Origin of the sequence: Candidatus Pelagibacter communis, from assembly GCF_001180225.1 — a bacterium.
In the GTDB taxonomy this organism is placed as follows: Bacteria; Pseudomonadota; Alphaproteobacteria; order Pelagibacterales; family Pelagibacteraceae; genus Pelagibacter; species Pelagibacter ubique_D.
In genome coordinates this window covers 1-24,856 of the sequence record NZ_CVST01000040.1, presented here as the reverse complement: position 1 = coordinate 24,856, position 24,856 = coordinate 1, and the positions used below count along the sequence as shown (strand labels likewise).

The following is a 24,856-nucleotide window of genomic DNA, read 5'->3' as shown; positions in this document are numbered from 1 at the left end:
ATAAATTTTTACTATCATTTATAGATTTGATAAACTGTAAATGATTCGTACGTTTAAATTTATTATATGAAAAAAACTCCAATTTACATCAAAAAAACTCTTGATGAAATTAGGCTTGAGTTACTAAAAGATAAAAAACTTAAACTATCAAGACAGCTTTATGTGCAAAAACTCAAGGAAATTTTCAACGATCAAGTAATTGATCTTAAGGATGGCATGGAAGCAAAGATGTCATCAACAGGAACAGATAAAACCGTTGTAGTTTCATCGTCTCAAGATACAACCGCAAAACCAAAATCAACTCCAAGAAGTAATAATAGTGAAAAAATTATTTTTCTTAATAATGAAATTGTTGATCAAAATTTAAGCGAAGTAGATGAAGCTAATAATGATTTGTCTAATTTTGGAAATGTTGATGAAAATATTATTGAACTCAAAGATGAAGTTGCTGACATTAATAATCAAAAAATAATAGATTTAATTGAAGAAGTAGATGATATCATTAATTTAACCGAAGAAGTTGCAGAAACTGTTGTGAATGCTCAAGAAGCTGATTATGAAAAATCTGCAAATGGTGAGGTAATTAAAGAAGAAGTAAAAAGTTCTCAAATATTCTCTAACGAACAGTTGGAGATGTTAAATGCAAAAATAAATGACTTAGATCTAAGTAGTTCTGAACTTACAGAAAAATTAGATGAGTTATTAAATCAGAAAAACCTATTCTCTGAAAAATTTAATGATGAACTTGATACAAAACTAACTGAAGCACTTACCAGATCAGAAGAAAGCATTGAAAATAAACTTAATAACATTAACGAAAGTTACCACCAAGAGTTTGAAAAATATGAAGACGAAGCAAACAAAAATTTTGCAAATTTAGAGGATCAAATCGGTAATTTAAATAATCAGTTTGATGATATCCAAAATAATATCAATTCTATTTCAACTAAAATAGATGATAGCATTAGACAATTGAATGATCCTCAAAAATTAAATGAAAATGTAAATTTAGAAAAACGATTTGAAGATAAAATAAATGATTTAAAAGATTATAATTTAAAAATCGAAAACTCATTAAATAGTCTAAATAATAAAATTGATGAAACTTTAGACAACATCTCAACTTATAGAAACGAAGCCAGTCAAAAGATTGAAGAGTTAAATCAAAAAATTCAAAATATAGAGCCGGAGTTGTTTAACAAAATTGAAGAAAAACAAAAAAACAAAAGCGAGTCTGAAAAACTTCAAGATAAATTTGATCAAATGTCAAAAATTATGGATATGCAAAATATGAGAATGTTGCAGATGTATCACTCATCTGAGCTGCAACATAGTCACTCTATACTGCAAAAAAATATGGAAGCCAAAACTACAGTGCCAGAGCAAAAATCTTTTAATCCAGAATTAATTTCAGAAGAAATAAAAAAAGAATTTTTCCCAAAAATTCAAAAAGAAATGGATAAACAATTCAACTTGTTAAAAGAACAACTATCTGAGTATGAAATAAAAAGTATTTTAGATAAAATTGGTTCTACAGATTTAAATAAAGAATTTAAAAAACCAATTAAAAAATTTTCAAATTTAGTTGATGCAAAAAAATATGTTAAAAATTCAATTTCAAAAAAATCAAGAGAATGGATAAAACATAATGAGTTTATGATTGATGAAATTGCAAAAAAATTAATAGGTTAGAAATTTTTTTATCAAACTAATTATATAAAAATTAATTAATATCAGCAAAATTTTAGTATTCATTTTACTTTCACTCTCATAACGTCTGTTAAAATTTATTGGAACATCTTTAGCTTTCAATTTTGTTTTTGAGTTAATTAATATATCAGCTAGGATTTTAAATCCCTTACCAAAAAATCTTTTCTTGTTTTTTAGATAAATATCCTTTTTAAATAGAAAAAAACCACTCATTGGATCTTTTGTTTGAATATTAAAAATTTTAAAAAAAAATATTAAAAATATTGAAGCAAATCTTCTTGTCTCAGATAAACCTTTATTTTTTCCTGATGTTAGTTTTCGAGCTCCTATAACAATATCCTGTCCTTTGTTAAATTCCTTAAGCATCTGAGGAATATATTTTGGATCATGTTGCATATCGGCGTCTAAAATAAGAATATTTTTATATTTAGATTTGTTAATCCCATCAAAACAAGATTGGGTAAGATCTCTCTTTTTCTTTCTTAAGATTGGATTAAAAAATTTGTATTTTTTAGATAAATTTAAGAGTATTTTTTTACTTTGATCAGTTGAATTATCATCAACGAAAATAATTTCAAATTTAGTTTTTTTTGTATGCTCAATGATTTTTAAAGTTAAAGGTTCAATATTTTTTTCTTCATTGAGTGCAGGAGAAATTATGCTTAATTCATTACTCATTTGTATTAGCAATTAAATTATTAGCTGTTTCTCTTAAAAAAGGATTTATTTCAATAGCATCCTTATATAATTGTGTAGCCTCTTTATTTAGTCCAAGTTTTTTAAGCGTTATAGCTGCATTGTAAAGTGCTGTTGCGTGCAGGGGGTTAATTACATTTGCTGTTTTAAAATTTTCTAAGGCTTTGTCATAGTTTTTTTGATAAAAATTAATTTTTCCAAGTTCAAAATATAAGTCATCAATTGGTGGATCTAAAAATGTAACTTTTTTCCCTGAAGCTTCTAATTGCTTCTTAATTTTATCATATTGTTTAAAAATTTTTTTTATTTCATTTTTAGCTTTTTGATATTCTTCATTAAAAACATAAAATCTTGCTAATTTAAAAATTCCATAAGGTTTATCTTTAAATTGTTTTTCAAATTCGTCTTCAAAAAATTTAATGCCCGCCTCGTTTTCTTCGTGAATGAAATATCTTAAAAATTCCAATATAACTTCGTCAAATTTAGTATTTAATTGATAAAATTGATAAAGATTAAACTTATAAGCCGTCCAGTCATTATTTTTTACAGCATTTCTCATTGGAACCGAAAATGAATATCTATGAACATTTTTAGGACTTTTCTCATCTGTTTCAGTCATAAAAGTATAGTTATCAATATAAACTTTGCTTCTGTCATACAAAATAAAAATACAAGAAAATAGTATTAAACAATAAAAACTCAGAGCTAATGTTTTTTTGTAAAGATGATTAGATAAATTTTTTAAAATCCAAAAAAATATTATTGAAATTGCAACAACTGATGAATATTGATATCTCTCAGCTAAATTTGAAATTAGTGGAAAACCTTTATCAACCATTCCAAAAATAACAGGCAATGTTAAACTTGCAATGATCCAAAAAACACTAATTAATAAAATTGGATCTCTCTTATTAAAAAATAAATATGTCGCAAAGATTGAATAAATTATGAAGAGAGTAAATAAAATAATGGCTAAATTTAAGTCATAGTTTGTTGCATAAACATAAATATGTTCAAAAGGATAAAATAATCCAATTAAATAAAATTTTGATGAAGTAAAAAAATAAAATAATAAATCATTAAAACTGTCGTAGAAAAAAATATCATTTTTCTCAGTGAAAACACTTCTTAAATAATAGTAAACAAAAAATGTTACACATAGTAGAATAAAAACATCAAAATTTTTTTTAAAATTTTCTTTTAAATTTATTTGATGAAAATTGAGCAAAAAGATTGTTAGTGGAATTAAACCAGCTAAATAGATAGTCATTAGTTTTGAACACAATGACAGAAAAAATAACAATGCTATAAATAAATAATTAATAAATTTTTTATCATAGGCATTGTTTAGACAATAAATAAAAGTTAAAAGCCCAAAAAATAATGCTAAACTTTCATTACGGGTAGTTATATTAAAAATAATTTGTGAAGTAATAGGGTGAAATAAAAATATTAAAGAACTTAGAAAAATTAAAATATTATCTCTTAAATTATTCTCAATTCTTAAAATTTTCTTTATGAATAAATAAACTAAAAAACTATTTGTTACGTGCAAAAAAATATTTGTGAATTTAGCTATTTTTGTATTTAATATTTCAATCCCACTAAAGTTAAATAAAAAGGTTAAAAAATTATCCAATTCATGTGTTAGAAAATACACAGGATAAAAATGAAATTTTGCATATAAAAAACTAGAGATAAGTTTTGCATCTCCAGGGGATCTTGTGAATTGATCTAGTAAAGCATCATCATCGTAGGTTCTTCCATAATCTAGTGTGTGTTTAAAAAAAAATAAAAAAAGACTAAATGCAATTAGATAAATACAATACTCAAATATCTTATTTTGTGAGTTTGTTAGCTTCATATTTTTCTTAATAATTGAGTTTTAAATAATTTAAACTGCAATAAATTTAATTATTAATTTAAAAATTTGTGAATCTACCACTCAGTTTTTTCTCAATATTCCATATATAATACCCCCAAAATGGGTGCATAAAAAATTTAAATAACTATTTAACTAAGGTATTTTTTATAGTTTACATAGTAAAGAATATTGGTAGAAGGACTTCATATATATATATAATTCTAGAATATAGGAAAAACATAATTATGAAAAAAACACTACAAAAAGGTTTCTCACTTGTAGAACTTCTAGTTGTTGTTGCAATTATTGGAGTTTTAGCAGGTGTTGGAATTGTGGGTTATCAAAGTTACACAGACTCTGCGAAAAGTAGAGTTGCGGTAGCTAACTTTAACTCAGTAAAAAGATTTGTTGAAACAGAGCTAACTCTGCTTAACAACAATATCCAAACGGTTTCTGGAGCAATAAGCGCTGGATCTGATTGTTCTTCTCTTCAGGCATACACTGTTTACAGTAATAACCTAGGAGACTTTATCAAGGGACTAACTTGTTACTTTGGTACTGATGGATATGGTAATGCGTTTAAAAACCCATATGATGCCGCAGGTGGAAATCAGATTGTTTATAATTCTGCTGCTGCTGACGTTAAAAAGGGTCAGATTAACATAGCCCATTTTACAGCTGAAGATTACACACAAAATGGTGCTGTAATTCCTTCAGGCGGATTATTCTCATCAGCTGGGACTTCAGGATATTTTTACGTGGAATATTACACTGCTGACGGTGAGGCCGGAAGTGAAGGTGAATATAAAGCTAAAGAATTTCAACTTAAATAATTTTAAAATAAGTTAAAATTAAAATTTTAAAAAAACCCCTCTAATGTTTGTTAGAGGGGTTTTTTTTTATTCTGTAAATTGTACAAAGAAAGAATAAAGTAAAAATTAAAATTAGCGTAAATATACTTAAATAATTAAAAAATATTTGAAGTTTTAAATGTTTAAATTTAAAAGGTTTATAATTTAAAAACTTTACTAGTTCCTCTTTTTGATCAATTTTAAAAAAAAAGTTTTTTTCACAATTATTTCCCTCTGGATTTAAATAACAGGAAGGATTAATAAAATTTAAATCTTCATTATTTATTGTAAGAAAAGGATCACCCTGATAAAATCTTAACTTAAGTTTTTTTTCAGAATTTAATGTCGTGGAATTATTTTCATCAGAGCCATCGTATATTTTGTATTCATTAAATTTTATTTTTGAAACTATAGGTTTTAGTAATTTTAAGTCATAGCCTAAAATAGGAAAATAACAGTATTGAATAGACAGATTTTTTAAAAAATAATGATGCTCATAAGGACGAGAATAACTAGTTTCATCATTAACAATTGAAAGAACTTTTTCGATTCTAAAATCATCAACGTTATTTTTTGTAACATTATAATTAAGTAGTATATCTAATTCTGAATACCTAAACACTTTATTTAATTTATTTCGATCAAATGAAATATTTTGAATAATAATAATTGATATAAATAACAACGTAATCAAATTGTATTTTTTAAAAGAAATCTTATCAAACATCATTGCTGTAAGGATTGAAAATAACAGAACAAATGGAGTAAGCTTTCTAAGCGACAGCCAGTCTGTTGTCATGAAAGGAATTTTTCCAGCTAGAGAACCAAGAAATGTATTTGAGAAATTTAATAAAATTAATACAAAAACTGCAATTATTAGTACTAAACTAATCAATAATTTAAATCTATCCTTTGTAATTTCAGGAACATTTCTTAAGTAAATAACTAGAATAATCAAAGGTACAATTGATAAATTAAATGACAATTCTTCAATTGATAAAAGAACATCAAATTTAGCAACATCATTTCCAAGAACTTCTCTAGGTGATAAGAAAAAGAAATCAAAAAACACAGAAATAAAGTGTCGAATACTCTTAAAGTATAGAACCGACACATCTCTCTCTAATTCACCAACAAATGACCATCCAGCATAAATTTTTGAAGATGAAATCATCAAGCCAATTAAAACAGCTACAGATACATGCAATATAATTTTAAAATTTTTGAAATTGATTAAGTGTAATACTGTTAGAAAAAAAACAAAAATTAAGATTTCAATAACAATTCTTGTTCCACCGCTGTGCATGATAATTGCAAAGATTAACCCGGCACATGAAATTAAAAATAAAGAGGATATTTTTTTTAAATTATTTAAGGATATAGCACAAACATAGAAAAAAAATGGCACCACATAATATAAACCCCAAGCAATATGACCTGATAAATAATGAAAAGCAAAACAATGGTTAAACAAAAATATTGTTGATCCAATTAAAGATGCGTTGTTCGATAGTTTAAAAATATTTCTTAAAACTAAGAAAAAACCACAAAAACCAATTAACGAGTATAAAAAGAAAATAACTTTGAATGTAGTTAATGGGTTTAAAAACAAAAATAAAAATTGAATTGGCGAATAAAATTCTGATTCTGGGTTTGAATATAAAGGTAATCCACAGCAAACATGGGGAGCAAACCAAGGAACATCTAAACCATTTTTTAAAAACCAGATTTTACCAAATATTAACCTTGATAATGCAGATTGAAAATCAAAATGGTGTTTCTCAAAATCTAAATAGGATAAGAAAATAATTTGATGAATTAAAAAAATTAAAACTCCCGATAAAAATAATACTAGTTTTGATTTATCTTTTAAAATAAGCATATTTTAATATTTTTAGATTTATCTCATAAAAATTTTTTATTGAAACTTTGAAATTTTTACTAAATTTAAGCTTTTCATAAAAATCAAATAAAATTTTATATTTATGCTGATCAATTATATTTAGTAAACTAAATATTTCTTGATGTGTCATAAATTCTGAAATGTTATTATTTTCTTTTCTAAGTTTTTTAAAAAATAATCTAAATAAAAATTTTTTTGAATTAATGAAAGCAAGTATTTTGAAAGCGTAAATGACAAAAATTGAAAAAAAAATAATGATTAGGAAATATTTATAGTTATTAGCTTTTGTTAACTTTTCTTTAATAAAATTTGATCTCGATTTCTCGTCATATCTAATAAAACTATTAGTCCATATATAGTTTATGTATTCAAAATAAATTCCAATTTTATTAATATTCATTTGTCCAGTTTCAAAATCATTTGTTGTTGAAGTATTGAAACTATCAAAATTGTTGTTGTTTGAATTTAAAATATTATTACTAGGAACAGATAATGTCGGATCATACAACACCCAATCATTATTTATAAATATTTCCACCCAAGAGTGAGCATCTTGTTGTTTGAATGTATAGAAATCCCCAATTTCATTATAAGATCCACCATAATAACCAGTGACTATTCTAGACGGTATGCCTGCTAATCTTGCTAGTATTGCGAAGGTCCCAGCATAATATTCGCAATAACCATTTTTAGTGTTGAAAAAAAAGTTTGCATAATCATTACCTTGAGTTCCAGGGGTTAGACTGTAATAAAAATCATTAGTCTTAAACTCATTTAAAATTTTATTTAAATATTCCTTAGCATCTTTAGATACTGCGTAATTTGTTTTTGCCCATTGCTTCAATTTAGGAGAAATATTTTTAGGCAAAAGTGTATAATACTTCAAAATATTATTTTGAAATGTAATATCTTTTTTATCATACATTAATTTGTATGATTTTTTATTACTTAAAATTTCTTTAGAAGTGAGTGTATTATTAATTAAATTTAAATCTAAATTTGAATTACTAAAATTGTAATTTGCTAATTTAGGTAGCCAATTTTTTTCATGTGGAAACATTATTAATGAAGCATCAATAGTTTCGTCTTTGACATGATTAGAGACTTTAAAACTATTCTTAAATTGTGAGAGTAATATTTTATATTCTGAATTTAACCAATCTTTATTGTTATTTAACTTATCAAATACCTTAACTCTGAAGTAATACTTTTGATTAATATTTTTATTATTAGTCTTAAATATAAAAACGTTTTCTTCACTCCCTGATATATTGTGAAATGAACCTAGGCTGATTTCGTCAGGTATACCTAATTGATTTTTCTTGGTTTCAAATAGTCTTATATTCAATTCTGCCCTTGGAAAAATAAAGTACACAATTGCAATTATAGGAATAATACTAATTGCAAATATAAAATATTTAACAAGATTATTTAAATTTAGTTTTAATATCTTAGTTTGATTTAGTGAATAAAGATGAATGATTGACAATATAATTATCGCAAGAGAGAGTAGTGAGCTTATTAAGTCTTGACCGTAGACAAGTGAGCTTATTGCTAAAAATACACAAGTAAATCCAAAAAAATAATGATTTTCTTTATTTTCAATTTCAGAATATTTAAGAAAAGCTAAACCCAAAATCAAATTTATAAAATATTCTTTAGATAATGTTTGATCATTTAGAATAAATAAGATGCAAACTGTTGATATAGCTAAAATAGAACTGAATACCTTCTTATATTTGTAGTTAAAGCTTTTTTGAAGAATAGCAAAAACATATAAGATAATAAAAAAAAGATTTGTTATTAGGTCAACTTCATCAATTAAGAGTAAATAGCTTGATGTTAATATTATCAAAGCATTAAAATTATAATTTAATAAATTAAGACTATGCATTTGCAAGGTATGTTAAAAGTTTGTTTCTATGTTCTAAAGAGCAAGCAATCGTAGATATAAAATCTTTATTTTTTAATAAAAATGGTTTTTTTAAATTGTAAAAATATTCAATCAAATAGCTGGCATAAGAAAGTTTTTTTTCAAAACTATCACTATTCAATTTTTGCAAGTCTATAGTTACATGTTGCAAATTATTAGAGAACTTGAATTTTTTTTCGTAAAGCTTCTTTTTAATTGATGAGTGTTTCCATGAAATTTTAGATAAATTAGTATTTTCTTTATTTTCTTCAATTTTATCAAATTCATAATCAAAACCTTCATCAGTATTCAACTGATATAGTTGTTCAAAAATTTCATTTGAGGGTTTAATTGGCTCTGGGTAAATAGTTAGATATTCGCTAAAAGACACATTTGTGAAAGTTTTTATAATACCAAAAGGGAATTGAGAGTGAATATCTAAAGTTGGGGCTTTAACATTACCTCTTTTATTAAATTTATGCTTTAAATTTATATTAATTTTATTTTTGATATCTGCTTTGACACTATCTTTTCCTAAATCAAAATTAATATTAAGTCTTTCTCTTTTATGTTTGTCACTAATTAGGTATTTTAAATTTACAATTTTATTAGCTGGGTGAAGTTTATCATTAATAGATAAATCTAAATTAAGTAAGTTTTGATAAGAGATTAGAATTGAGATGAAATAAATAAAAAATAAAATAATTGATAACAGCAGTGCAAAATTATTTTGATAAAAAATAGCTACCGAAAAACAAAAAAATATTAAAGCTGCAATTTGAAATCCTCTTAAATTTGGAAAGATATATAAATTTTTTCTACTGATAGTGTTAAGATATTTTAGAGATTTTTTTAAAAAAAACTTTTTCCAAAAACTATTTTTCATCAGGTAGAGGAACTTTCTTTAAAACTTCATTTTTCATAAATTCAATAAATTCCTTTTTTTCAACAATATTCAATCGATGACGAAGTATATAAGGAAGGACATCCTTAATTTCTTGATATGTTACATATTTATTTGAGTTTAAGTAACTTAATGATTTTGAAAGACTGATTGTTTGTTTTAAGCATCTTGGAGAAATATGAATATTATTAAAATTATTCTTTATAAATTGAGATACATTATCTAAATATTCAATTACACTATCATTGATATTTATCTGGCTAATATCTTTGATAGTTTGATCATACGAAAAATTTGATTTAATTGAATTATTGTTTATCTCATTTTTTAGTAATTCTATTCTTTGATCTTTACTTAGTTCCTCTAAAGAAAATGAAATAGTAAAACGATCTAGTTGCGATTCAGGTAATAAAGAAGTGCCGGATAGGTCTGAAGGATTTTGTGTTGCAATAACAGAAAAAGGAATTGGAAGATTAAAGGTATCTTTATCAATTGTGACAGTTTTTTCTTCCATAGACTCTAGAAAAGCACTTTGTGTTTTTGGACTTGCACGATTTAACTCGTCTGCGAGAACTATATTTGTAAATATTGGACCTTTGTTAATAACAAATTCGTTATTTTTTAAGAATGTGTATCCAATTATATCACTTGGTAACAAATCAGATGTAAATTGAATTCTTTTAAATTTTAAATTCATTGCATTTGTTAAAGATTTTGCAAAAGTAGTTTTTCCAGTACCTGGAAGATCTTCGATTAATATATGACCTCCACTCAAAATGGTGGCTACAGAAATTTTAATTTTAAATTTATTCCCTATTATGTTAGCCGAAATTAAATCTATTAATTCTTTGATCATTTAATATTTAATATAATGAAATAAATACCTTAGCTGTTTGATATAATGCGAACTTTAATTTACTTCAATATTTGAATTTGATATATATTGTTATTTATATAACTGATTAAAATTTTAATTAATAATATATTAATAATGAAAACTCAAAAAGGATTTTCTTTAGTTGAACTTTTAGTAGTGGTTGCAATTATTGGTGTCCTAGCAGGTGTCGGCGTAGTTGGCTATCAAAGTTATGTAGATTCTACTAGATTAAAAGTATTAGAGCAAAACTATACAACAATTACAAAATATATGGACACAGAAACTATTATTATTCAAAATGACCTTGGAAGTGCAACTCCTGAATATGACGATGGTGGTAATTTAACAGGCGACATGGTTAATTCTGACACCACTTGTAAACAATTCTTAATTTCAATGAAAAATTATTTTTTAGGTGGTGGAACAGATAATTCTAAATTTAAGAATCCATGGAAACCTAATAAAACAAGTATTACAATTGATAATGAAGCCTGGGGAAATCATAAGCGAGGTCAAATCCAAATGTTCTGTTATAAATCTACAGGAGGATATGGTTCAGGTGGTGGTTGTCCAATGGCAAAAGCTAGATTTAGAGTGATAATACACAGAGACACTGGAGATTATTCACATAAATCAATTGGTGGTAAATATTTTGGTAGTAGTGCTGCAGATGCTCAAGCAGATTGTGGTTGGAATTTATCAGACCATGGCGCATGGCATACAGGCTCAGATGCTATAGATACAGACGCTGATTACGATTAATAATTGAGAGCTTTAAACTTTCTAATATTTTTAAGATTAATTTTCGATATCAAAAAAACTTATTAGTTTTGCAAGTTTTAAAACTGAAACTACAGCTTCGCTAGGTTTAACTATTTTAAATTCTTTACTTCCTTCTCCAGCTCTTTGTTTGCTTTCAATGAGTACTGCAATTCCTGAACTATCAATGTAATTTACAGCGCTCATATCAACTGACACAGCTTTATTGTCATCTAGAGCCCCGTGTACTTGTTGTCTTAAGTTTCCTGAATTTTCTAGATCTATTTCTCCACTGACTGAGATAATCAACACATCATTTTCAGTTTTTTCTGGATAACCCATAATTTGAATATAATCAGAGTAAATACGTAGTCAACAAAATCATTAAATTTAAATGTTATTGCTTGATGGTAAATATTGAACTTAATTTAAAAAATTGTGCCTAGGAGTAGCTTGCAGCAATTAATGCGATCGCAGAAACAGTTGATACTAAATAGATTAGTTTCTTCTTCTTATTTTCTTTTACTTTGATCTTAGTTATCATTTCTTCATAGCTTAACTTAGTGTTATATTCATTATTTTCTAAATAAGCTTTAGGCACCACAACATCATTTAGTTTTTTATTTTTTAAAATTATATGTTGAATATTGTTCATAATTTAAATTTTAGTAGAAAGCTCAATTAATTCTTTAAGAATTATTTCATTATTTTCTAAATTTTTCTTTCTCCATTCTTGGGATACATAAATTTTTGAATTATCTCTAATCAACCAATTAAGTTTAATTAATTCTGTAACTTTTCTTCTAACAGTTTCCCTTGGAAGCCCAAGACTTCTTGAAATTAAATTAATACTTGCTCCATTTGAAGTAGAGCAAAAAACCTCATTTTCACAAATTAGATTCTCATTTGTGAAATTTTTTAAATTAATTCTGCTTACTAATTTTAATATTTGAGGGTAATAAGATCTGTCACCAAAGTCTGATATATCTTTTGTATATATTGAAGCGACTAAATCTTCGATTATTTTGTAATTTTGTAAATGCATGAAGTGACTTTTTACCCAAATTGGGTTTTTTTTAAAATAAAATTTATATTATAATCTATGCTTAATATATAATTTTTCTATAGACATTTATTGAATAGCTTGAACTTCTAGCTTCTTAGTTTTTAAAGATTTAATTGCCTCCAAACATGCAAGAGCAGTAGACATGTTTGTACAATATGGAACTTTATTTTTAAGAGTTGCTCTTCGAAGTGCAATAGCATCATTTAATCTGTGCTCACTGTTTCCACCACCAGTATTAATTACAAGTGCAATTTTATTTGAGTCTAATACATCTACAATGTGAGGACTACCACTGCTAACTTTGTTAATAATTTTACACTTCATTCCATGTTTTTGTATGTATTCAGCAGTACCTTTTGTTGCACATAAATTGAAGTTAAGTTTTATCAGCTGACTTGCTAAATCAATACCCTCATCTTTGTGGGAGTCTTTTAAGGATATAAATGCAAGACCTTCTTTTGGAAGTGAATTAGCAGCAGCAATCTGACTTTTAGCAAAAGCCATTCCAAAATCTTTGTCAAATCCCATTACTTCACCTGTAGATTTCATCTCAGGTCCTAAAAGTAAATCACTATTAGGAAACTTATTAAAAGGAAATACAGCTTCTTTTACTGCATACATTCCTTTTGATTTATCTTTAAGATTAAATTTAGAAAGCTTTTCTCCAGCCATTATTCTTGATGCAATCTTTGCAAGTGGAATTCCTTTTGCTTTTGATACAAACGGCACAGTTCTACTAGCACGAGGATTTACTTCAATAATATAAATTTCATCTTTCTTGATTGCATATTGAATGTTCATAAAACCTTTTACATTTAAAGCTAGAGCTAGTTTCTTTGTTTGGTTTTCAATTTCTTTTATAAGGTATGGTTTAATAGATATTGGTGGTAAACTACATGCTGAGTCCCCAGAATGAATTCCTGCCTCTTCAATATGTTGCATGATACCTGCTACATAAACATCTTTACCATCAGAAATTGCATCCACATCAACTTCCATTGCATGATCTAGAAATTTATCAATTAGAATTGGATTTTCCTCTGCTGCTTTAAATGCTTCTTCAACGAAGTTTTTTAACTGACTTTTTTCGTGGACGATTTCCATTGCTCTTCCACCTAGAACATATGAAGGCCTAACCACAAGTGGTAAACCAATTTTTTCTGATATTTTAATTGCCTCTTTAAATGTTTTTGCAATTCCACTATCAGCTTGTTTTAAATTTAATTTTATTAATAAATTTCTAAATTGATCTCTATCTTCCGCCAAATCTATAGAGTTATATTGCGTTCCTAAAATTGGAAGTTTGTTATCATTTAAAAATTTAGCAAGCTTAATTGGAGTTTGTCCTCCAAACTGAGCAATAACTCCTATTAAATTTCCTTTTTCTTGCTCTTTTTTAATAATGTTAAATACATACTCTTCCTTCAAAGGTTCAAAGTATAACCGATCACTTGTATCATAATCAGTAGATACAGTCTCTGGGTTACAATTAACCATGATGGTTTCAAAACCTGCGTCTTTTAATGAAAAACTTGCCTGGCAACAGCAATAATCAAATTCAATCCCTTGGCCTATTCTGTTAGGGCCACCACCTAGAATTATTATTTTCTTTCTATTAGATGGATCTGCCTCACATTCGGTGCTAATTGAAAAATTTCTTTGATAAGTTGAGTACATGTAAGGCGTAAATGATTTAAATTCAGCAGCACAGGTGTCAACTTTTTTATATACAGGTAGCACTTTTAGAGCTGTTCTTTTTCTTCTTACTGTATCTTCTGATGAATTAGTAAGTTCAGCTAATTTTTTATCTGAAAAACCAATAGATTTAATTCTATTAAATTCATTATAATTTATTGGAAGACCTCTTTTTTTTATGACTAACTCGTTATCAACAATTTCTTTAATTTGCCCTAAGAACCAAGGATCAATTTTAGATAAACTATATATTCTTTTTAAGCTAATTTTTTTTCTTAAAGCCTCCGCAACAAGAAGCATTTTGTTTGGAATATGATCTTTAAGTTTTTTTTCGATTTGTTTTTTATTTAAATTGAATATTTGGTCAAAACCAGAAAAACCAGTTTCTAGAGAAACCAATGCTTTTTGAACAGACTCTTTGAAATTTCTTCCAATTGCCATTGCCTCACCAACAGATTTCATTGAAGTACCTAAAGTAGCTGGCGAGGTAGAAAATTTTTCAAAAGTGAACCTTGGTATTTTAGTTACTACATAATCAATACTTGGTTCAAAAGAAGCAGGTGTTACTTTTGTAATCTCATTTTTAAGTTCGTCTAATGTATAACCAACCGCGAGCTTAGCCGCTACTTTTGCAATTGGAAACCCAGTTGCTTTAGATGCAAGTGCTGATGATCTAGATACTCTTGGATTCATTTCAATAACAACCATTCGTCCATTTTTTGGATTGATTGCAAATTGAACATTGGATCCACCTGTTTCAACTCCAATTTTTCTTAAACATGCAATAGAGGCATTTCTCATAACTTGATATTCTTTATCAGTAAGAGTTAAAGCTGGAGCAACAGTTACAGAATCTCCTGTGTGAATTCCCATCGGATCAATATTTTCTATTGAACAGATAATTATACAATTATCTTTTTTATCTCTTACAACTTCCATCTCAAATTCTTTCCAACCCTCTAAACACTCTTCTACAAGAACCTGGCTAACTGGTGACTCGTGTAATCCATTTTTTATAATTTTAAGATATTCTTTTTTATTCTTTGCTATTCCACCACCTAGACCACCTAGAGTAAATGCAGGTCTAATAATTGCAGGCAAACCAATTTTATTTAGAACTTTAGAAGCTTGATTGATATTATTAACAATCTCAGATTTTGGTAAATCTAAACCAATATCAATCATATTTTTTCTAAATTTCTTTCGATCTTCAGCATTAGAAATTGCTTTAGAATTTGCCCCAATAAGTTCTATTTTGTATTTTTGCAATATTCCTTTTTTCTCTGCTTCCATTGCAAGATTGAGAGCAGTTTGGCCTCCCATTGTTGGTAGAATTGCATCAGGTTTTTCTTTTATAAGAATTTTCTCTAGAACCTCTAAAGTGATTGGCTCTATATAGGTTTTGTCTGCAACATCTGGATCTGTCATAATGGTTGCAGGGTTAGAATTAATTAAAACAACTTTATAACCTTCATCTTTTAAAGCTTTACAAGCTTGTGTTCCTGAATAATCAAACTCACATGCTTGGCCAATAATAATTGGACCAGCACCTACTACTAATATTTTTTTAAGATCTTTTCTTTTTGGCATTTTTTTTCATGTTGTTAATAAATTCTTGAAATAAATAGACACTATCTTGTGGTCCAGGGTTAGACTCGGGGTGATATTGAACTGAAAATACAGGTTTATTTTTTAACTTAATACCCTCAATACTATTATCAAATAATGATTTATGAGTGACTTGAATATTTTTTGTTAAAGTTTCTTTAACAACTTCAAAGCCATGGTTTTGACTAGTGATCTCTACATTGTCATGAATTAAATTTTTTACAGGATGATTTGCACCTCTATGACCTAACTTCATTTTTTTTGTTTTACCACCAAGTGCTAAAGCGAGAATCTGGTGACCCAAACAAATGCCAAATATTGGAATGTTATTTTTAATAAGGTTTTTAATTATATTTATAGCATACTTTCCTGTAGCAGCTGGATCTCCAGGACCGTTTGATAAAAATATTCCATTTGGTTTAAGACTTAAAATTTTTTCAGCAGATGTTTTGCAATTCACAACTGTCACTTTGCAATTAAAATCAGAAAAATATCTTAAAATATTTTTTTTGACTCCATAATCTATTGCAACAACATGTAATTGATTTTTTTTATTTTTTACAAATCCATCTTTCTTTTTCCAAGTTTTAAAACCCTTCCAAATATAATTTTTTGGAGTCGATACTTCTTTAGCGAGATCTAGATTTTTTAATCCACTCCATTTTAAAGTAGTATTTGTTAATTTGCTTATATTGAATTTTTGTTTTTTTGAGAAAGCAATTGTTCCTCTTGGTGCTCCTTTATCTCGGATAAAATTAGTTAGACTTCTAGTATCAAGACCAGTGAGTCCAACAATTTTGTTCTTCTTAAGCCATGCATCCAGATGTAAAAAAGCTCTATAGTTTGATGGATCAGTTATTTCTGAATTAAAAATCACACCCTTAGTCCATATCTTGTCAGACTCTATATCTTCTTTGTTAGTACCTACATTTCCAATATGGGGAAATGTAAAATTGATAATTTGACCCGCATAAGAAGGATCTGAGATAATTTCCTGGTAACCAGTTAAAGAAGTATTAAAACACACTTCTCCAGTTGCCTCACCTTCGTAGCCAATACCAATTCCTTTAAAAACTTTCTTATTTTCAAGAACTAAAACGCCTGTATTAATTTGATGATTATTTTTTGAGTTTATTTTTTTTGAATTTTTGATCAATTACAACTCATGAGTTAAAGGTTAATACAATAATTGCTTTATTATCGCAACAGAGATGTATTATAAAATTGTAAAAAAACAATTTTTCTTTTGAAGAATTTTTTCTTTGAAGTAGATTAAAAAAATTATGTCATTAAAGAACACTATCGAAAACGAATATAAAAATGCTCTAAAATCAAAAGATAAAAATAAAATATCAACCTACAGGTTAATTTTATCTTCTATTAAGGATTTAGACATTGCAAATCGTTCTGGGCCCAACAAAAAAGATACAGATGATGAAGATATTAAAAAGCTTCTTAAAAAAATGGTTAAACAAAGAGCCGAATCTATTGAGATTTATAAAAAAAATAACAGAACAGATCTGTTAGAAGTTGAACAAAATGAATATGATATTTTAACTAGTTTTTTGCCTAAACAAATGAGTGAAGAGGACACAAAAAAATTATGCGCTGAATTAATCTCAAAATTAGGTGCTAGTTCGATTAAAGATATGGGCAAAATAATGGGTGAGTTAAAGAAATCTCATTCTGATGAAATTGATTTTTCTAAAGCTGGATCAATAATTAAGGAATTATTGAATAGTTAATGAAATACCCCAAAGAGTATTTAGATGAAATTAAGACACGGTTGAAAGTGTCTACCGTTGTTTCAAAAACAGTTTCATTAAAAAAAAGAGGTAAAGAATTTGTAGGTTTATCTCCATTTAAAAACGAAAAAACACCTTCATTTACAGTTAATGATGAAAAAGAATTTTATCATTGTTTTGCTACCTCAGAACATGGAAATATTTTTGATTTTATAATGAAAACTCAAAATTTAAAGTTCGGAGAAGCCGTTAAGCATTTGGCGCAACTAGCTGGCATGCAACCTTATTTGTTTTCAAAAAAAGATGAAGAAAGAGAAAAAAAGTGGAATGAATATAAATTAATCTTTAATGAATATGTTGATTTTTACCATAATGAATTAATTAAAAATGAACAATATTCAAATGCTAGAGAATATTTAAAAAATCGATCTTTAAGTAAAGAAGACGTAAAAAAATTCAAAATGGGATATGTTGAAAAAAATCCAAATATATTTGAGCAATTAAAAAATAAATATAGTGAACAAACTTTAATTGAAACTGGGTTATTTTATTTAGATGAAAAAAAGAAGATTTATGTCGAAAGATTTAGAGGAAGATTAATTTTTCCAATTAATAACATAACTGGTCAACCAATTGCTTTAGGTGGAAGAATAATAGAAAACCTAGATTATCTTGCAAAATATATTAACTCACCTGAAACTTTATTTTTTAAAAAAGGATCAAACTTATACAATCTAGATTTAGCTAGAAAATTATCAAACAAATTAGATCATATTTATTTAGTCGAGGGTTATATGGATGTTGTTGGGTTAAGTAAAAATGGAATTTATAATGCTGTTGCAAATCTTGGTACCTCACTAACTGATAAACAAATTCAAATTCTTAACCAATTTTTTGATGATATAATTATATGTTTTGATGGTGATGAAAGTGGTTATAAAGCAGCATTAAGAGCTGCAGAAAATTCAATTAAAGAATTAAAACCAGAAAAACAAATTTCATTCTTATTTTTACCAAACAAAGAAGACCCTGACAGTTATGTGAATAAAAATGGAAAAGCTAATTTCATAGAATTTACTAAACAATCTAAGTTATCAATTCATCAATTTATTTTTAGTCACTACAAAAAACAAACTGAAAACAACCCTTCTTCTATGGCTATTTTCGAAAAAAGATTAAGAGAGGTAACAAATACTATTAAGGATGATTATATAAAAAAGTATGTATTAGAATATTTTTTAGAGAAAATTGCAGAATTAACTCCTCATTCAAATCAAAAAAATAAAAAAAATTATAAAAAACCTACTAAATCTTTAGATACTACAAAGAAGTATTATAATGAAAGCCAATCTTTATCTGGAGTTGAGCTTAAAGAATTTTCTTTAATTTATTTGGTAATTAATAATTTAAACTTAATACAATCAAATATTCATTTGATTGAAAATATTAAATTATTTACTGAAGTTAATAAAAAAATCTTTAATCAAATAATTGAAGCTTTAAAATCTGAAAATCAAATAGCTGTTCAGGATTTAAATTTGGATAGTCAGATAATTGAAAAAATAAATAAATTTGCACCAATAAAATATATTTTAAAAAATAATTCTGAAGATGACCAGAAAATCATTGAATTGCTTGATGATATTTCACGAGATTTAATGAATTATGATCTTGAGTTTAGAATTCAAGAGTTAGAATCGAAGTTTTCAGTCGATATGAGTGAGAGCACATTTAATGAGCTAAAAGAGCTCAAAAAAAAGCAGAATCTCAATTAATCTGGACAAATTTGTAATGGATTTTTACAGATTTGACATTATATAAGACTTTCAACTTTATCGCTGTGGAAAGAATTATTACAAAATCATTTGCTAGACTAATGGGTCGAGGAACCCATAGAGGCTTTATAACTTACGAAGAATTAAGCAAATCTTTAGGTAAAAGAAATTTGTCAGACGAAAATCTTGCTCAAGCTTTTATCCATATCTTAGATGAAAATATTTCATTAGTTGAAAGAAAATCAGATTTTAAAGTACTAAGAAAAAAAGAAAATTCAAATAAAGAAGAAGGCAAAACAATTGAGAAAAGTGACGACCCTATCAGAATGTATCTTCGAGAAATGGGAGGTGTTGAGTTACTTTCAAGAGAAGGTGAAATTGCAATTGCAAAAAGAATAGAAGCTGGAAAGGATGTAATGTTAATTGCGTTATCACAAAGTCCAATAACAGCACAACAATTTTTTGAGTGGAATGACAAACTTCAAAAAGATGAAATATTAGTTAGAGAAATTATAGATATCGATACAAACTATATGGAAGATGAGTCAACAGGACCAAGTGCTAAACAAAAAAATGCTGGTGAAACAGATAAAGAAGATGGTTCTTCAGATGAAGATGATGATTTCAATCCTACTCTTGCTGCAATGGAGACAGAAATTAAACCTAAAGTATTAAAAACAGTAAATACATTAACCAAAGAATATACAAAACTAATTAAGTATCAGAAAGAAAAGTTAGATTGTGTCTTAAATTCTCAGAATTTTACACCTGCGAAAGAAAAAGGCTATGAAAAAATTGTAAATGATATTTTAGAAAATATTAAATCACTTCAATTATCTCCTTCTGTTTTAGAAGAACTTGTTCAAAAACATTATGTTGAGAATAAAAAAATAATTTCTTTAGAAGGAAATCTTTTAAGACTTGCAATGGATCAAAAAATACCAAGAAACGAATTTATAAAGTTTTATGTAGGAAACGAAATTAATCCTAATCTTAAAAAGTTTTTAGATACTAATTTAGTTTGGAAGCAATTTTTTGCTAAAAATAAAGATGAATTTAAAAATATTAGAGAAAGACTTATTGAAATAAGTCACAAATTAGGAATTTCAGTAACTGATTTCAAAAAACTAGTAAGTAGAGTTCAAAAGGGTGAAAAAGAATCAAGAATAGCCAAAAAGGAAATGGTTGAAGCTAATCTTAGATTAGTAATTTCAATAGCTAAAAAATACACAAATAGAGGATTACAGTTTTTAGATCTAATTCAAGAAGGTAACATTGGGTTAATGAAAGCAGTTGATAAGTTTGAGTACAGAAGGGGATATAAATTTTCAACTTATGCAACTTGGTGGATTAGACAAGCAATTACTAGATCAATTGCAGATCAAGCAAGAACAATTCGTATACCTGTTCATATGATTGAAACTATAAACAAAATTGTCAGAACTCAAAGGTTAATACTTAGTGAGTTTGGAAGAGAAGCTACTCCAGAAGAGTTGGCACAAAAATTAAGAATGCCGTTAGACAAAGTTAGAAAAGTATTAAAAATTTCTAAAGAACCAGTTTCTCTTGAGAAACCAGTTGGTGACGAAGAAGATAGTAGTTTAGGAGACTTTATAGAAGATACGAAAGCTTTAGCTCCATTAGAGCAAGCCATTAAATCTAACCTTGGAGAGGCAACTACAAAAATTCTATCTACCTTAACCCCAAGAGAGGAAAGAGTATTAAGAATGAGATTTGGGGTAGGTATGAATACCGATCACACTTTAGAGGAAGTAGGTTTACAGTTTTCTGTAACAAGAGAAAGAATTAGGCAGATTGAGGCCAAGGCTCTTAGAAAATTAAAGCACCCAAGTAGATCTAAACAACTAAAAAGTTTCTTAGAAAGTTAGATTGGGCCGTTAGCTCAATAGTAGAGTACTGCATTGACATTGCAGGGGTAGTTGGAGCGTAACCAACACGGCCCACCATTATTCACTTATCTTTAATTGATAAGTTAATAAAAATGATATAACTAACTATTGTTTTGGGCCTGTAGCTCAGTTGGTTAGAGCAGTACACTCATAATGTATTGGTCCCAGGTTCGAGTCCTGGCGGGCCCACCATAATTAATCTTTTGATATACCTGCTAGTTTCTGCAAAAGGTGTATTTCTTTATCCGTTAACCCTTTTTTATTTAATTCAGCAATTATTATTTTTTTGAGATTTTTCGTAGCTAAAAATGAAAGAACACCAACAGTTAATGTAATCAACGAAATCCAAAAATTTGATAAATTTATAAGTATTAAAAATATTGAAATTGTAATCCAAAAAACTGTTAAACACGCAACAATTATCTTTTGACTTTTTAAATCTTTTATTTTTAAAAAAAAAAGAAACATGAGAGTTATGAGTATTAAAATTCCAGAAATAGTAAACCACAGGTAAATTGAAATATCAGATGTACTTCCACCTACAAAAGTGTCTTCTAATGCTTCATTAACAAAGTATAAAATTGTCCCTTTGTATGATGAATAAATTAAAAAAAATGAAGAAGTTAAAGCTGAAATTAAAAGTACAGATTTAGTTGAAATATTCAAAATTTATTAGCTGTTTGAAAAATCCCTTAATTTTGAAATTAATGCATTGATATCACCATCAGCACTCAGGATAATTGAATTAAATTCCTCTTTCTGAGTTCTTGCTAAACTTAATCCCTCAATAATAAGATCTCTAATAAGTGGTTGTTCCTTATTTTTTGTATAAATTCTCCAATCTATTTTTACAGCTGGTCTCTTATCAGTCGCCGCAAGAGTGCTCGAGACTATAGTGTAATTTTCATTTATTTTTTTTTTTGAATCGACGTTTATAATTGGATTAGAATACTCTGCCAATCTACTTGAGAAACTTTGTAAAAAATATTCAGTGAATACTTTTTCATATTCATTTTTTTGTTCATCAGACGCACTTTTCCTATGTGCTCCAAGCGAATAGAAACCTATACCTCTTATATCAACTGTGTCTAAAGCTATCGATTTCAATTCATCCATCCTTTCCTCTTTAGTTAAACCACTACTTAAAGTTTCAGCAGCTCTATTTACAGTAGACTGAACAAAAACATCTGCTTCAATTGAGAAGCTATTTGTTAAATTGAGATTAAACAAGACCAATAATATAAGTAATTTTTTCATTTTATTGGAATAATTAATTATTTGTTTTCGATTTCTTCCCAGCCATTATCATCTTCAAAAATTATTTCTAAGTTTCCTCTTTGAAGATTTTTAATTTTATTTTCTCTATCTTGTAAATATAGACTTCTGATAGAGGCATAAAAATCTATTGAATTTTTTTCAAGGTTTTCAAGTGACTCTATGTTATTTGCTCTAAATTCGATACCACTTATACCTTTAGATGCTAAATAAACTCCCTCACTCAAAAATTCATTGTTACCATGAGTAGATGCATTATACCAAGGGTCTCCACCTAATACATTAACAAATGATCCTGTAGTGTCCCTAACGGTAGATGGTCCTAGTACTGGAAGCACAAGGTAGCAACCTGGCCCAAATCCCCATTTACCTAATGTCTGACCGTAATCTTCTCTTTCGTATTTTGGAAATCCCATTTTATTAGCAACGTCAATAAATCCTAAAATTCCAACAGTACTATTAACTAATAATCTTCCCGTATTAACGAATGCAGTTTTAACATCACCTTGTAAAACATTATTTGGGATTGTTATTAAGTTAGATAAATTTCTTACTGCATTACTTGTACCTGTTTGCACTCCTTCTGGTAGTTTTCTGTATCCTTTTGCAATAGGTTTTAATAATGCTTTATCAAGACCTTGGTTAAATGAAAAAGTTGCTCTATTTAACTTTTCAAAGCAGTCTCTAGTTTTTGTTATTTGCTCAGTTTTATTTTTGTTTAAAGTGTTTTCTCCATCTGATCCAGCGTAGGCATTAAATCCTTGTAGTAAAATTAGAACAGAGATTATTAATATTTTCTTAAGCATTGCTCACTTTATATTATATAAATTCTTATAATAAAGAAATTTTTAAATTAGAAAAATGTCGATAAAGTGTTTAATAATTGGTGAAAATAGACCCCAAATTGAGCATGAAAATTAATCCAAATTATTCACCTAATTTTGATTCAAAAAAAAGGAGTTTAGATAAAATTAATTTCATTATTTTTCATTATACAGGAATGAAAAATGAGAAAAAAGCTATTGATAAATTATTAGATATTAAGTCCAAAGTAAGTTGCCATTACTTTATAAAAAATAACGGTGAAATTTTAAGAATGGTACCCGACTCATATATTGCTTGGCATGCAGGAGTTTCTAGTTGGAAAAAATTTAAATCTTTAAATAAAAGCTCTATTGGAATTGAAATAAATAATCCTGGTCATGAGTTTAAGTATAAAAAATTTTCAAAAAAACAAATTTATTCTTTAATTAAATTAACAAGATATATTATTAAAAAATATAAAATTAATCCAAAATCTGTATTAGGTCATTCAGATATTGCACCAGATAGAAAAAGAGATCCAGGTGAAAAATTTCCGTGGGAATTTTTGTCAAAAAAAAAGATAGGTATCTGGCATGAGTTAAAATCAAATGAAATTAAAGTTTATAGAAAATTAAAATTAAGCAATCTATTAAAAATAAAATTTATAAATAATCTTTATAAAATTGGATATCCTAAGAACTCAAAAATAAATAAAAATAAATATAATAAAAATATCACAGTAGCATTTCAAAGAAGATTTCGACAAGAATTGATAGATGGAAAAATTGATAAAGAATGTTTGTTAATAAGTGAAAACCTAATAAAAAAGCTGAATTAAATTATCTTGTAATTTTTAAGTTTAATTATAAATTCACTTTGCCAGATAAATGACTTATCGCTTTAATTTATTTTAAAGAGGAAAGTCCGGGCTCTACAAGGACACAGTGCCAGGTAATGCCTGGCGGGGGAAACCCTAGGGATAGTGCCACAGAAAATAAACCGCCATAACATGGCAAGGGTGAAAAGGTGTGGTAAGAGCGCACCGGTTCTATTGGTAACAATGAACGCTGGAAAACCCCACTGGGAGCAAAACTAAGTAGAGATGACATTGTTGTAAAACTAAAAGCCGTCCTTGGCTAGTCATCAGGGTTAGTTGCTTGAGCTTAAGAGTGATCTTAAGCCTAGACAAATGATAGGTTTAAATGACAGAACCCGGCTTATAGTTTATCTGGCACCTCAGAGTTTAAAAAAACAAAAAAATTAAATATCTATATAATTATTTTTATAGCTAGAAGTATAAGTTTAAATGGAGCTTTAATAATTATCCTCATTATTTCAGTAACCAAATAAATGAAAGAACTCACAAATTTCAAATCATTACTTAGAATTTTCCTCTTAAAATGACTTTAATTGAGCAGAGAATCAACATTTGACTATCTTTTTAAATACCCATATATTCCCATATATTCCCATTTATGGAATTTATAAAATTAAAAAAACAT

21 protein-coding genes, 2 tRNA genes and 1 other RNA gene are annotated in these 24,856 nt (G+C 27.2%); 10 read left to right on the top strand and 14 right to left on the bottom strand.

Annotated features, from left to right (window positions below):
- The first annotated feature begins 66 nt into the window (after positions 1-66).
- A complete protein-coding gene (locus AMN99_RS02910; protein ID WP_075506339.1) occupies positions 67-1,692 on the top strand; it encodes a coiled-coil domain-containing protein in 1,626 nt (541 codons plus the stop codon).
- On the opposite strand, the gene AMN99_RS02905 is transcribed toward AMN99_RS02910, so the two are convergent.
- Together AMN99_RS02905 and AMN99_RS02900 are read right to left on the bottom strand one after the other, a co-directional pair.
- On the bottom strand, positions 1,681-2,388 hold the full coding sequence (locus AMN99_RS02905) for a glycosyltransferase (protein ID WP_075506338.1): 708 nt from the start codon (positions 2,386-2,388) through the stop codon (positions 1,681-1,683). The genes AMN99_RS02910 and AMN99_RS02905 overlap by 12 nt on opposite strands.
- Complete coding sequence (locus tag AMN99_RS02900) at positions 2,381-4,270, bottom strand: tetratricopeptide repeat protein (protein WP_075506337.1); 1,890 nt, start codon at positions 4,268-4,270, stop codon at positions 2,381-2,383. The genes AMN99_RS02905 and AMN99_RS02900 overlap by 8 nt, the downstream gene beginning before the upstream one ends.
- 245 nt (positions 4,271-4,515) lie before the next feature.
- Here AMN99_RS02900 and AMN99_RS02895 point away from each other — a divergent pair, with 245 nt between their 5' ends.
- Entirely contained in the window at positions 4,516-5,103 is a 588-nt protein-coding gene (locus AMN99_RS02895; protein WP_075506336.1) for a prepilin-type N-terminal cleavage/methylation domain-containing protein, read from the top strand.
- Between the two features lie 40 nt (positions 5,104-5,143).
- Here AMN99_RS02895 and AMN99_RS02890 read toward each other — a convergent pair whose 3' ends face one another.
- The 4 genes from AMN99_RS02890 to AMN99_RS02875 are packed head-to-tail and all read right to left on the bottom strand — an operon-like array spanning position 5,144 to position 10,696.
- On the bottom strand, positions 5,144-7,003 hold the full coding sequence (locus AMN99_RS02890; protein WP_075506335.1) for a hypothetical protein: 1,860 nt from the start codon (positions 7,001-7,003) through the stop codon (positions 5,144-5,146).
- Complete coding sequence (locus AMN99_RS02885; protein WP_075506334.1) at positions 6,984-8,918, bottom strand: transglutaminase TgpA family protein; 1,935 nt, start codon at positions 8,916-8,918, stop codon at positions 6,984-6,986. The genes AMN99_RS02890 and AMN99_RS02885 overlap by 20 nt, the downstream gene beginning before the upstream one ends.
- Positions 8,911-9,822 (bottom strand): hypothetical protein, encoded by a 912-nt coding sequence (locus tag AMN99_RS02880; protein ID WP_075506333.1) that lies wholly within the window; start codon positions 9,820-9,822, stop codon positions 8,911-8,913. The genes AMN99_RS02885 and AMN99_RS02880 overlap by 8 nt, the downstream gene beginning before the upstream one ends.
- Positions 9,812-10,696 (bottom strand): AAA family ATPase, encoded by an 885-nt coding sequence (locus tag AMN99_RS02875; RefSeq protein ID WP_075506332.1) that lies wholly within the window; start codon positions 10,694-10,696, stop codon positions 9,812-9,814. The genes AMN99_RS02880 and AMN99_RS02875 overlap by 11 nt, the downstream gene beginning before the upstream one ends.
- Positions 10,697-10,831: 135 nt before the next feature.
- Between AMN99_RS02875 and AMN99_RS05920 the strand changes: the two genes are divergently transcribed.
- Entirely contained in the window at positions 10,832-11,479 is a 648-nt protein-coding gene (locus AMN99_RS05920; RefSeq protein WP_075506331.1) for a type II secretion system protein, read from the top strand.
- Positions 11,480-11,515: 36 nt separating this feature from the next.
- Here AMN99_RS05920 and AMN99_RS02865 read toward each other — a convergent pair whose 3' ends face one another.
- From AMN99_RS02865 to carA, 5 genes are all read right to left on the bottom strand, one after another.
- Complete coding sequence (locus AMN99_RS02865; RefSeq protein WP_075506330.1) at positions 11,516-11,818, bottom strand: STAS domain-containing protein; 303 nt, start codon at positions 11,816-11,818, stop codon at positions 11,516-11,518.
- A gap of 100 nt (positions 11,819-11,918) precedes the next feature.
- Positions 11,919-12,131 (bottom strand): hypothetical protein, encoded by a 213-nt coding sequence (locus AMN99_RS02860; protein WP_075506329.1) that lies wholly within the window; start codon positions 12,129-12,131, stop codon positions 11,919-11,921.
- Positions 12,132-12,134: 3 nt separating this feature from the next.
- Positions 12,135-12,521 (bottom strand): hypothetical protein, encoded by a 387-nt coding sequence (locus tag AMN99_RS02855; protein ID WP_075506328.1) that lies wholly within the window; start codon positions 12,519-12,521, stop codon positions 12,135-12,137.
- A gap of 87 nt (positions 12,522-12,608) precedes the next feature.
- Positions 12,609-15,827, bottom strand: coding sequence for a carbamoyl-phosphate synthase large subunit (gene carB, locus AMN99_RS02850; RefSeq protein ID WP_075506327.1), 3,219 nt, complete (start codon positions 15,825-15,827; stop codon positions 12,609-12,611).
- Positions 15,805-17,001: a glutamine-hydrolyzing carbamoyl-phosphate synthase small subunit gene (gene carA, locus AMN99_RS02845; RefSeq protein WP_075506326.1), complete on the bottom strand. Its 1,197-nt coding sequence runs from the start codon at positions 16,999-17,001 to the stop codon at positions 15,805-15,807. The genes carB and carA overlap by 23 nt, the downstream gene beginning before the upstream one ends.
- 127 nt (positions 17,002-17,128) lie before the next feature.
- Between carA and AMN99_RS02840 the strand changes: the two genes are divergently transcribed.
- The 5 genes from AMN99_RS02840 (at position 17,129) to AMN99_RS02820 (ending at position 21,467) form a co-directional block, all read left to right on the top strand.
- Positions 17,129-17,590 (top strand): GatB/YqeY domain-containing protein, encoded by a 462-nt coding sequence (locus tag AMN99_RS02840; protein WP_075506325.1) that lies wholly within the window; start codon positions 17,129-17,131, stop codon positions 17,588-17,590.
- Positions 17,590-19,365, top strand: a complete 1,776-nt coding sequence (dnaG, locus tag AMN99_RS02835; protein ID WP_075506324.1) for a DNA primase — start codon at positions 17,590-17,592, stop codon at positions 19,363-19,365. The genes AMN99_RS02840 and dnaG overlap by 1 nt, the downstream gene beginning before the upstream one ends.
- Positions 19,366-19,430: 65 nt before the next feature.
- Complete coding sequence (gene rpoD, locus AMN99_RS02830; protein ID WP_075506323.1) at positions 19,431-21,254, top strand: RNA polymerase sigma factor RpoD; 1,824 nt, start codon at positions 19,431-19,433, stop codon at positions 21,252-21,254.
- A 3-nt stretch (positions 21,255-21,257) separates the two neighbouring features.
- A tRNA-Val gene (locus tag AMN99_RS02825) sits at positions 21,258-21,332 on the top strand.
- A gap of 58 nt (positions 21,333-21,390) precedes the next feature.
- Positions 21,391-21,467: transfer RNA gene (locus AMN99_RS02820), tRNA-Ile, on the top strand.
- Between the two features lie 3 nt (positions 21,468-21,470).
- Here the strand turns inward: AMN99_RS02820 and AMN99_RS02815 are convergent.
- From AMN99_RS02815 to AMN99_RS02805, 3 genes are read right to left on the bottom strand one after another with little or no spacing between them, the layout of a single operon-like run.
- Positions 21,471-21,941 carry a hypothetical protein gene (locus AMN99_RS02815; protein WP_075506322.1) on the bottom strand — a complete coding sequence of 157 codons (471 nt, stop codon included), beginning with the start codon at positions 21,939-21,941 and terminating at the stop codon, positions 21,471-21,473.
- Positions 21,942-21,947: 6 nt separating this feature from the next.
- Positions 21,948-22,532, bottom strand: coding sequence for an MlaC/ttg2D family ABC transporter substrate-binding protein (locus AMN99_RS02810; protein WP_075506321.1), 585 nt, complete (start codon positions 22,530-22,532; stop codon positions 21,948-21,950).
- Between the two features lie 17 nt (positions 22,533-22,549).
- Positions 22,550-23,356 (bottom strand): MlaA family lipoprotein, encoded by an 807-nt coding sequence (locus tag AMN99_RS02805; RefSeq protein WP_075506320.1) that lies wholly within the window; start codon positions 23,354-23,356, stop codon positions 22,550-22,552.
- A gap of 104 nt (positions 23,357-23,460) precedes the next feature.
- On the opposite strand from AMN99_RS02805, the gene AMN99_RS02800 reads away from it, so the two are divergent.
- Complete coding sequence (locus AMN99_RS02800) at positions 23,461-24,192, top strand: N-acetylmuramoyl-L-alanine amidase (protein ID WP_075506319.1); 732 nt, start codon at positions 23,461-23,463, stop codon at positions 24,190-24,192.
- Positions 24,193-24,233: 41 nt separating this feature from the next.
- An RNA gene (rnpB, locus tag AMN99_RS02795) (RNase P RNA component class A) lies at positions 24,234-24,590 on the top strand.
- The last annotated feature ends 266 nt before the right edge of the window (positions 24,591-24,856 follow it).

Coding starts and splice junctions, on each gene's coding strand:
- AMN99_RS02910 (WP_075506339.1), top strand. CDS start 67: ATGAAAAAAACTCCAATTTACATCAAAAAAACTCTTGATGAAATTAGG.
- AMN99_RS02905 (WP_075506338.1), bottom strand. CDS start 2,388: ATGAGTAATGAATTAAGCATAATTTCTCCTGCACTCAATGAAGAAAAA.
- AMN99_RS02900 (WP_075506337.1), bottom strand. CDS start 4,270: ATGAAGCTAACAAACTCACAAAATAAGATATTTGAGTATTGTATTTAT.
- AMN99_RS02895 (WP_075506336.1), top strand. CDS start 4,516: ATGAAAAAAACACTACAAAAAGGTTTCTCACTTGTAGAACTTCTAGTT.
- AMN99_RS02890 (WP_075506335.1), bottom strand. CDS start 7,003: ATGCTTATTTTAAAAGATAAATCAAAACTAGTATTATTTTTATCGGGA.
- AMN99_RS02885 (WP_075506334.1), bottom strand. CDS start 8,918: ATGCATAGTCTTAATTTATTAAATTATAATTTTAATGCTTTGATAATA.
- AMN99_RS02880 (WP_075506333.1), bottom strand. CDS start 9,822: ATGAAAAATAGTTTTTGGAAAAAGTTTTTTTTAAAAAAATCTCTAAAA.
- AMN99_RS02875 (WP_075506332.1), bottom strand. CDS start 10,696: ATGATCAAAGAATTAATAGATTTAATTTCGGCTAACATAATAGGGAAT.
- AMN99_RS05920 (WP_075506331.1), top strand. CDS start 10,832: ATGAAAACTCAAAAAGGATTTTCTTTAGTTGAACTTTTAGTAGTGGTT.
- AMN99_RS02865 (WP_075506330.1), bottom strand. CDS start 11,818: ATGGGTTATCCAGAAAAAACTGAAAATGATGTGTTGATTATCTCAGTC.
- AMN99_RS02860 (WP_075506329.1), bottom strand. CDS start 12,131: ATGAACAATATTCAACATATAATTTTAAAAAATAAAAAACTAAATGAT.
- AMN99_RS02855 (WP_075506328.1), bottom strand. CDS start 12,521: ATGCATTTACAAAATTACAAAATAATCGAAGATTTAGTCGCTTCAATA.
- carB (WP_075506327.1), bottom strand. CDS start 15,827: ATGCCAAAAAGAAAAGATCTTAAAAAAATATTAGTAGTAGGTGCTGGT.
- AMN99_RS02840 (WP_075506325.1), top strand. CDS start 17,129: ATGTCATTAAAGAACACTATCGAAAACGAATATAAAAATGCTCTAAAA.
- dnaG (WP_075506324.1), top strand. CDS start 17,590: ATGAAATACCCCAAAGAGTATTTAGATGAAATTAAGACACGGTTGAAA.
- AMN99_RS02810 (WP_075506321.1), bottom strand. CDS start 22,532: ATGAAAAAATTACTTATATTATTGGTCTTGTTTAATCTCAATTTAACA.
- AMN99_RS02805 (WP_075506320.1), bottom strand. CDS start 23,356: ATGCTTAAGAAAATATTAATAATCTCTGTTCTAATTTTACTACAAGGA.
- AMN99_RS02800 (WP_075506319.1), top strand. CDS start 23,461: ATGAAAATTAATCCAAATTATTCACCTAATTTTGATTCAAAAAAAAGG.